This is a genomic window from Photobacterium sp. SP02 (genome assembly GCF_038519165.1).
Classification (GTDB): domain Bacteria; phylum Pseudomonadota; class Gammaproteobacteria; order Enterobacterales; family Vibrionaceae; genus Photobacterium; species Photobacterium halotolerans.
On sequence record NZ_JASJOJ010000152.1, the window covers coordinates 1 to 766 of the forward strand.

Annotated in this window: 1 protein-coding gene; it reads right to left on the minus strand. The window is 58.2% G+C overall.

The genetic code is table 11. The features are described from left to right. Nucleotides 1–4: 4 nt before the first annotated feature. Nucleotides 5–766: hypothetical protein (locus tag P0Y67_RS22715; protein WP_342393708.1), on the minus strand; the 762-nt coding region annotated here is incomplete at its 5' end.

The window sequence follows — 766 nt, forward strand, 5'->3', positions numbered from 1 at the left end:
TAATCTAGCCATGGCGCACCTCTGCCAGTGTCCGAACCGTGGCCCCTTCCAGCGCATAGCCATACACCGCCGCCCCGGTATCCAGCGTCATGGATTCCCCAGCGGCAATGTAAATGCCCGTCAGGTTATCCACGCCCTCACCCCCGACGAACAGGGCTTTGTCTGTCTGTACCAGTACCGACTGGCGCTGACTGTCGGCGGCGAGAAGTTGCGTGGTGGTTGCCTGCTCTAATGAGATCACCGCACTGGCAATCGCATCACTGCGGGCCACCGCAACCAGACCGCTGACCTCCTGCACCTGCGGCAAATTACCGACAGTGACTTGACCGTTCACGGTCTGCACTTCGGGCAGGTTGGTGATCGCCACTTCCCCGCGCACCGCCTGCACCTCAGGCAAATTGCCTATGGTGATCTTTCCGCTCACAGGCTGCACCGCGGGCCAGTTCGCAATAGACACAGGCGCATCAAAAGACACGGGCACGGTCTGCTGAATGGCATCAATGGTCACGGGTTCACGGATGCTGTGCACCTCCACCGCGCCACTAATCGCCACTGCATCTGACTGGGTGTTGACCGGAATATCGGTGAGCTGATATTTCAGCGTGACTGCCGTGCTGTGATGGTTGAACAGCTCGATGGTCTCGAAGCCATTCAAAGGCACCACATCATTTTTCTTCAGCTCTGTCCCCAGCTCCCGGTTCTGGGTTTTTGCCAGCAAGGTGACGGTATGGGAGCAGTCACGGATTAACAGGTACTGACTGACAGC